8 protein-coding genes and 1 pseudogene are annotated in these 6,900 nt (G+C 63.7%); 6 read left to right on the top strand and 3 right to left on the bottom strand.

Translation table 11 applies throughout. From position 1 onward, the window contains the following. Positions 1–23 precede the first annotated feature (23 nt). The 4 genes from FJ973_RS23655 to FJ973_RS23670 all read left to right on the top strand — a co-directional run bounded on the left by FJ973_RS23655 (position 24) and on the right by FJ973_RS23670 (position 4,100). Positions 24–1,571, top strand: a complete 1,548-nt coding sequence (locus tag FJ973_RS23655; protein ID WP_140515833.1) for a sugar ABC transporter ATP-binding protein — start codon at positions 24–26, stop codon at positions 1,569–1,571. A gap of 13 nt (positions 1,572–1,584) precedes the next feature. Continuing rightward, positions 1,585–2,565: an ABC transporter permease gene (locus FJ973_RS23660; RefSeq protein ID WP_140499841.1), complete on the top strand. Its 981-nt coding sequence runs from the start codon at positions 1,585–1,587 to the stop codon at positions 2,563–2,565. Beyond that, positions 2,562–3,548, top strand: a complete 987-nt coding sequence (locus FJ973_RS23665) for an ABC transporter permease (protein WP_140499839.1) — start codon at positions 2,562–2,564, stop codon at positions 3,546–3,548. Before FJ973_RS23660 ends, FJ973_RS23665 begins: the two co-directional genes overlap by 4 nt. Before the next feature lie 69 nt (positions 3,549–3,617). Then, positions 3,618–4,100 (top strand): gluconokinase, encoded by a 483-nt coding sequence (locus FJ973_RS23670; RefSeq protein WP_140557982.1) that lies wholly within the window; start codon positions 3,618–3,620, stop codon positions 4,098–4,100. 62 nt (positions 4,101–4,162) lie between these two features. Here FJ973_RS23670 and FJ973_RS23675 read toward each other — a convergent pair whose 3' ends face one another. After that, positions 4,163–4,612, bottom strand: a complete 450-nt coding sequence (locus FJ973_RS23675) for an Rrf2 family transcriptional regulator (RefSeq protein WP_013530871.1) — start codon at positions 4,610–4,612, stop codon at positions 4,163–4,165. Positions 4,613–4,870: 258 nt separating this feature from the next. Next, positions 4,871–5,857, bottom strand: coding sequence for a sulfate ABC transporter substrate-binding protein (locus FJ973_RS23680; protein WP_140499837.1), 987 nt, complete (start codon positions 5,855–5,857; stop codon positions 4,871–4,873). Between the two features lie 212 nt (positions 5,858–6,069). Here FJ973_RS23680 and FJ973_RS23685 point away from each other — a divergent pair, with 212 nt between their 5' ends. Both FJ973_RS23685 and FJ973_RS23690 read left to right on the top strand, forming a co-directional pair. Continuing rightward, the gene (locus tag FJ973_RS23685) at positions 6,070–6,345 is read left to right on the top strand and encodes an antitoxin (RefSeq protein ID WP_140557960.1); all 276 of its coding nucleotides are present in this window, start codon (positions 6,070–6,072) and stop codon (positions 6,343–6,345) included. Then, positions 6,345–6,754, top strand: a pseudogene (locus FJ973_RS23690) (type II toxin-antitoxin system VapC family toxin). The gene FJ973_RS23685 and the pseudogene FJ973_RS23690 overlap by 1 nt, the downstream one beginning before the upstream one ends. Before the next feature lie 2 nt (positions 6,755–6,756). Here FJ973_RS23690 and FJ973_RS23695 read toward each other — a convergent pair. Further along, positions 6,757–6,900, bottom strand: a 144-nt coding sequence (locus tag FJ973_RS23695) for a TOBE-like domain-containing protein (RefSeq protein WP_181170064.1), incomplete at its 5' end; no start/stop codon positions are given.

Here is a 6,900-nt window from a genome sequence, read left to right on the forward strand (position 1 = left end):
GTTCGAGCGCCCTGGGAGGGTTGATGGACGGTGCGGCTCCGCTCTTGCGCATGGAAGGCATATCGAAGCGCTATGGCGGCGTGCGGGCGCTGGAGAAGGCCGACCTGTCGGTCGAGGCCGGCAGCATCCACGCCATCCTCGGCGAAAACGGCGCCGGCAAGTCGACGCTGATCAAGATCATGGCGGGCGTCGTTGCGCCCGACGAGGGCCGCATGGTGCTGGACGGGCGAGAGGCGACCTTCGCCTCGCCGGGCGCCGCGAACAAGGCCGGCATAGTTTGCATCTTCCAGGAGTTGTCGCTGATTCCCGAACTCAGCGTCGCCGACAACATCGTCATATCCGATCCGCCGAAACGCTTCGGCATGATCGACCGCAAGGCGCAGCGGCGCATCGCCGAGGACGCGCTGGCGCGTGCGGGAGCATCCGACATTCATCCGCTGGCGCTGGTCAAGGACCTGCCGCTGTCACGCCGGCAGATGGTCGAGATCGCCAAGGCATTGGCCAGGAAGCCACGCATCCTGATCCTCGACGAGGCGACCTCGGCACTGACGGCGGCGGATGTGTCGAAGATCTTCGCCGTGCTGAAGCGGCTGCGTTCGGAAGGGCTGGCGCTGCTCTACATCTCGCACCGCATGAACGAGATCGCCGAATTGGCGGACCAGTGCACGGTGTTCCGCAACGGCCGCAATGTCGCCAGCTATCCCGCCGGCTCGAAGAGCGACAGTGAAGTCGTCGAACTGATGATCGGGCGCGAATACAGCCATATCTTCCCGCCCAAGCCGACATTCGCGCCGGCCACCACCGCGCCGGTGCTCGAAGCCCGCAAGCTCTCCTGGACGGATCGCCTGCACAACATCTCGCTGTCGGTCAGGGCAGGCGAGGTGGTCGGCCTCGGCGGCCTCGACGGGCAGGGCCAACGCGAATTGCTGCTCGCTTTCTTCGGCGTCCTGCGTGGCCTTTCCGGCCAGATCCTGGTCGACGGTAAGCCAGTGGGCATCGCCAGCCCCGCCGCCGCACGCGAGAACGGCATCGGCATGGCGCTCATTCCCGAGGATCGCAAGACCGAAGGCCTGATGCTGCCGATGACGGTGCGCGAGAACCTGTCTTTCGCCGCGCTCGACCGGCTGTCGAAAGGCGGCATAATAGACCGCGCCGCCGAGCAGCGGCTTATCGACGACATGGTCGGCCTGCTGGCGATCAAGACGGCCGGCCTCGACATTCCGGTCGGCGCGTTGTCGGGCGGCAACCAGCAGAAGGTCGTCATCGCCAAATGGCTGATGCGCCAGCCGCGCATCATCCTGCTCAACGATCCGACGCGCGGCATCGATGTCGGCACCAAGCAGGAGCTGTATCAGCTGATGCGCAAGCTGGCGGACGCGGGGGCGGCAATCCTGTTCTATTCGACCGACTATGACGAGCTGATCGGCTGCTGCGACCGTGTGCTGGTGCTCTATGACGGGGCGGTCAAGCGCGAATTGGTGGGCGCCGAAATCACCGAACGGGCTCTGATATCAAGCGCGCTCAACATGCCTGGCGGGGATAGCCCGGTGAACCGGGGAGCGAACGCGTGAAAGGGATTTTGGCGTGAAGGATTGGCGCTACTGGTTGGCGGAGCAGCGCGGAACGCTGCTGGCGCTTGGCATCTTCATCGTCATGTTCGTCATCTACACCGCGAACCATCCGGCCGGCTTCACCGCCAATGTCGTGCAGACGGCGGCCAACAAGGGCGTGCTGCTGGCCTTCGTCGCCATGGCGCAGACGCTGGTGGTGATCACCGCGGGCATCGACCTTTCCGTCGGCATGATCTTCCTGTTGACCAACTGCCTGGCCTCGTGGCTGGTGGTGGGCACGCCGGTGCAGACGGCGCTTGGCGTGTTGGCGGTACTGGCCGTCGGACTGCTGTGCGGGGCGATCAACGGCGCCATCGTCATCTACGGGCGGCTGCAGCCGATCGTCGCCACGATCGCCACCGGCGCGGTCTATTATGGCATCGGGCTTCTACTGCGGCCGTTCCCGGGCGGATCGGTCAACGAGGATCTGGCCGACGCGCTGACGGGCCGTGTGTTTGACGTGGTGCCGGCCAGCATGGTTGTGCTCCTGGCCGTCGTGCTGGTGATCTGGGTGCCGTTCAGCCGCTCGGTGCTTGGCCGCGCGGCCTATGCGGCAGGGTCGTCGGAAATGGCGGCCTACATGTCAGGCGTGCCCATCCGGCGCGGCAAGTTCGCAGCCTATACGCTGGCGGGGCTGCTGGCCTCGATCGGCGGCCTGTTCCTGACGTTCTTCACCTATACGGGCGAAGCGGCCTATGCCAGCGGCAACTCCTACACGTTGTTTTCCATTGCCGCCGTGGTGCTGGGCGGCGTCTCGCTGTTCGGTGGCAAGGGGAGTGCCATCGGCGCGATCTTCGGCGCGCTCGCCTTCCGCACCATCGGCGATCTCTTGTTCGTCTTCGATTTCGATCCGCTGTGGCAGCCGCTGTTCCAGGGCGTTATCCTGCTGATCGCCGTCAGCCTCGGCGCCTTCGCCCTGTTTCGGGTCCGCAACCGGCTGGAGTGGTTCCTGTGAGCGAGACGACATTGGGTGGCCTCGCCGGCCGCATGCCGAAATTCATTCGCCGCGCCGATCCCGCGGTGTTGACGGCCTTTGCCTGCATCGTGGTCCTGCTCCTGCTGGGCAGTCTTTATTCGCGCAGCTTCCTGTCGCCTGAATATCTCTTGCAGCAGCTCAAGGTGGCCTCGTTTCTCGGCGTCATCGCCACCGGCATGATGCTGGTCATCCTGCTCGGCCAGATCGACCTGTCGGTGCCGTGGTCGGTGGCGGCGGGCGCGATGATGGCTTGCGCTGCGGCCGCCTATGGCCCGGCCGGCGTTGCGTTGGCCATTCCATTCGGCATCTTGTGCGGGGTGCTGATCGGCATCGTCAACGGCATCGGCGTCGCCTATTTGCGCATTCCCTCCATGATCATCACGCTCGCCACCAACGCCGTCGCGCAAGGGCTGATGGTGGTCTACACCGGCGGCTTCTCGCCCCAGGATTCGGCCACCGGCGCCATGCGCTACCTGGCTACCGGCTTTGCCATTCCGGGAGTTCCCAACGCGGTCATCATCTGGGCGCTGATCGGCGCCGCGATGGTGTTCGTTCTGACCCGCACCGGCTTTGGCCGCACCGTCTACGGCATCGGCAACCGCGAGCGTGCCGCCTACCTCTCCGGCATCGACACAAGGCGCGTGGTGATGATCGCCTTTGCCGTCTCCGGCGGGCTCTCCGCCTTCGGCGGGGTGCTGCTTGCCGGCTACGCCTCCAAGGCGGCGCAGTCGATGGGCGACGCCTATCTCCTGCCGTCGATCGCGGCCGTCGTGCTGGGCGGCACCTCGATCCTTGGCGGGCGCGGCTCCTATCTCGGCACTGTCGCCGGCGTCATCCTGATCACGCTCCTGCAATCCATACTGTCGGTCATGCAGATGCCGGAGGCGGGTAGGCAGATCATCTACGGCGTCGTCATCGTCGCCATGCTGCTGCTCTACGGCCGCGCGCCGGCAAGCCGCTAGACCATCGTGGCGGAAAGGACAGTTCAATCGCCGACAGGCACCAACGGGCCGGCGCCGGTCATCGTGGCAATGGGCGTCGCCGGCTGCGGCAAGTCGGCCGTTGGCATGGCGCTCGCGGAGAGACTGGGCGCCGTCTTCATCGAAGGCGACCGGCTGCATCCATCGGAAAACGTCGCACGCATGGCCAGAGGCGAGCCGCTGACGGACACTTTGCGCGAGGGATGGCTCGATGCGATCGGCGAGCGCATCGCGGCCTCGGCCGGCAAAGGGCAGGGCGTTGTCGCCGCCTGCTCGGCGCTGAAGCGAAGCTATCGTGAACGACTGCGCGGCTTCCGCCGTGACATCGTCTTCCTTTACCTGGAGATCGATCCGGCCATGGCGAGGCTGCGGGTCGCCAGCCGCAAGGGCCATTTCATGCCGGCAAGCCTGGTCGACAGCCAATTCGCCATTCTCGAGCCACCGGCGGCGGATGAGCGGGCGCTGACGCTCGATGCGACGCGCCCGATCGCCGACCTCGTCGCCGAGTCGGTGCGCATGACGCGGCGGTTCTGAACCTTGATCGGCGCCATACCGGCATGCGACTTACGCCGGCAAGTGCGGCGCATGCGCAGGATCTAGATCTGCGACGTCAACTCGACCGGAAAATCATCATTGTCGGCATCGCGCATGGCGGCAAGGCTGCGGTTGTCCAGCACCTCGGCGATTGCCTGGCGCACCTCGAGCATCATGTGCCGGACCTGGCACGTCGCTTCGTCGCAATCCTCGCAGCGCTGATATTGCGTGCGGCTGGCGCATGGGATCGGCGCCAGCGGCCCGTCCAGCACACGCACCACATGGCCGATCTTGATCTCCGAGGCCGGGCGGGCGAGGCGATAGCCGCCTTCCTTGCCTTTGCGGCTCTGGACGAAGCCGGCATTGCGCAACTCGCCCAGAATGGCATCGAGGAATTTTTTCGGGATGTTGTTGGCGACCGCGATGTCGTTGACGAAGGCCAATTGGCCAGCCGGCAAGCCGGACAGATGCACGAGGGCCTTGAGGCCGTATTTGCCTTTTTTAGTCAGCATGCCCGAGTCAACCCATGAAGCCCCAACAATCCGCATCTGGCGGCTGTTTGTGTGCAAATGATGACGGGGCTTGTGGAGCGCTGCCGTTTCGCGAACAAGCCGATTTGTCGGCACGTTAGGCGCAAACGCGTTGATTCTTCGTAACCTTTTGCGCGGCTGGCGTCGTATTTGCCATATTTTGCCGCAAACGGCGAAAGCCGGCAAAGCGCCGGCTTTCCTGATTTGCTTACCGTAACGTGCTATCGCGCCGCGAAAACCTTATCGGCTGCCATAGGCCTGGTCGAGCAGGCCGCCGGCGGCGAAATGCTCTTTCTGGATGTTGTCCCAGCCGCCGAAGACGTTTTCCACCGTCAGCAGGCGCACGTCCGGGAAGTCGGCCTTGTGTTTGGCGGCGACGGCCGTGTCGCGGGCGCGCAGGCCATTGTCAGCGGCGATGTCCTGCCCTTCGGGCGTATAGAGGAAATCGAGATAGCTTTTGGCCAGATCACGCGTGCCATGTTCGTCGGCGACCTTGTCGACGATCGCCACCGGGAATTCTGCCAGCAGGCTGACGGAAGGCGTGACCTGCTCGAATTTGTCGTCGCCATACTCCTTGCGGATGCCGCGGGTTTCGGATTCGAACGTGATCAGCACGTCACCGATCTCGCGCTGCACAAAAGTGGTGGTGGCTGCGCGCCCGCCCGTGTCGAAGATCGGCACGTTGTTGAACAACTTGGTGATGAATTCCTTCACCTTGGCGTCGTCGCCCTTGAAGGCCTCCTTGGCGTAGGCGGTCGCCGCCAGATAGGTGTAGCGCGCATTGCCCGAGGTTTTCGGGTTGGGGAAGATCACCTGCACGTCGTCGCGCACCAGGTCGTTCCAATCCTTGATGTGCTTGGGGTTGCCCGCCCGCACCAGGAAGGACGGCAGCGAATAGAAGGGCGAGGCGTTGTCGGGAAAATCCTTCTGCCAGTCGGCCGAGACGAGGCCCTTCTTGACCAGGAAGTCGATGTCGGTGACCTGGTTGAAGGTGACGACATCAGCGCCGAGCCCTTCGGCGATGGCGCGTGCCTGAGCCGAGGTGCCGGCATGCGACTGGTCGATGCTCACGCCCGGGTGCTTCTCGATGAATGCCTTGTTGACCTGGACGAACAGTTCGCGGCCGACGTCATAGGAGGCGTTGAGCAGCTTGTCGGCAGACCAGGCTTGGGAAGATGCGAGGAACAGGCCGGCGACGGTGGCGACGCCGAGGAGAAATCGCTTCATGAAATAAGGCTCCGTGTAGTGCTTAATCACCCGACCATAGCCCTGCGCCGCTGGCCCGACGAGGCACCAGCAATGGTTTCGCGGGTGCCGCCGTAAGAAAAAATGTCGTCAAGAGCGCTGTCATTAGAATTCTGTTCCTCCCAACGCTTCCTTACCCTTGCATTGCTGAGCCAGCATGCATGTACAATATGCATATACAAAGGGAGGCAACCATGCCCCGACATCGCCATTCAACAACGCGGCCGTCGAAGGAGGCGAAGCTGTTTCGCAATAACCGCAGCCAGGCGGTGCGCATTCCTGTCGAGTTCGGGCTCCCCGGCGAGAAGGTCCTGATCAGCCGTGAAAGCGACCGCCTTATCATTGAGCCGATCCGCAAAGCTGGGCTCGGCGCGTTGCTCGCCCAATGGGCAAACGAGCCGCCGCTCGGCCCCGAGGGCGATCTTCCCGAAATCAATGATGTGCCGGTCGAATCCGAGGACATTTTTTGATGCGGTTTATGCTGGACACCAACATCATCAGTGACATGATTCGAAGTCCGGCTGGCAAAGCGGCCAATGCAGTGGAGCGCGAGGGAGACGACGCCATTTGCACAAGTATCGTGGTTGCCTCGGAATTGCGATATGGCTGTGCCAGGAAGGGATCAACCAAGCTGCTCAAAAAAGTCGAGCAATTGCTGGCCGAGATTCCGGTCTTGCCGCTCGATGTGCCGGCGGATGCAGAGTATGGCGCCCTTCGTGCAGAACTGAAGGCCGCCGGCCAACCCATTGACCATACGACCTTTTTATTGCTGCGCACGCCTGCGCTGTGGGCATCACTTTGGTAACGGCCAATACGGGCGAGTTCATGCGAATCCGCAACCTCAAGATCGAGAACTGGCTGGAGTGGTGCTCGGTCTAATATCAAGCCGCCGGAAACAGCTTCCAGCGGCCCGGGCGGAACGCTACCCGGCTCTTCTGTGCCGCGGGGTGGTCGACGGGCAGCTCGATCTCGACGCGCTGGCGTTCGCCGCCGATCTCGAGTTCCACCCGGCGGGTGCCGGCGAC

Origin of the sequence: Mesorhizobium sp. B2-1-3 (assembly GCF_006442495.1) — a bacterium.
Taxonomy (GTDB): Bacteria; Pseudomonadota; Alphaproteobacteria; order Rhizobiales; family Rhizobiaceae; genus Mesorhizobium.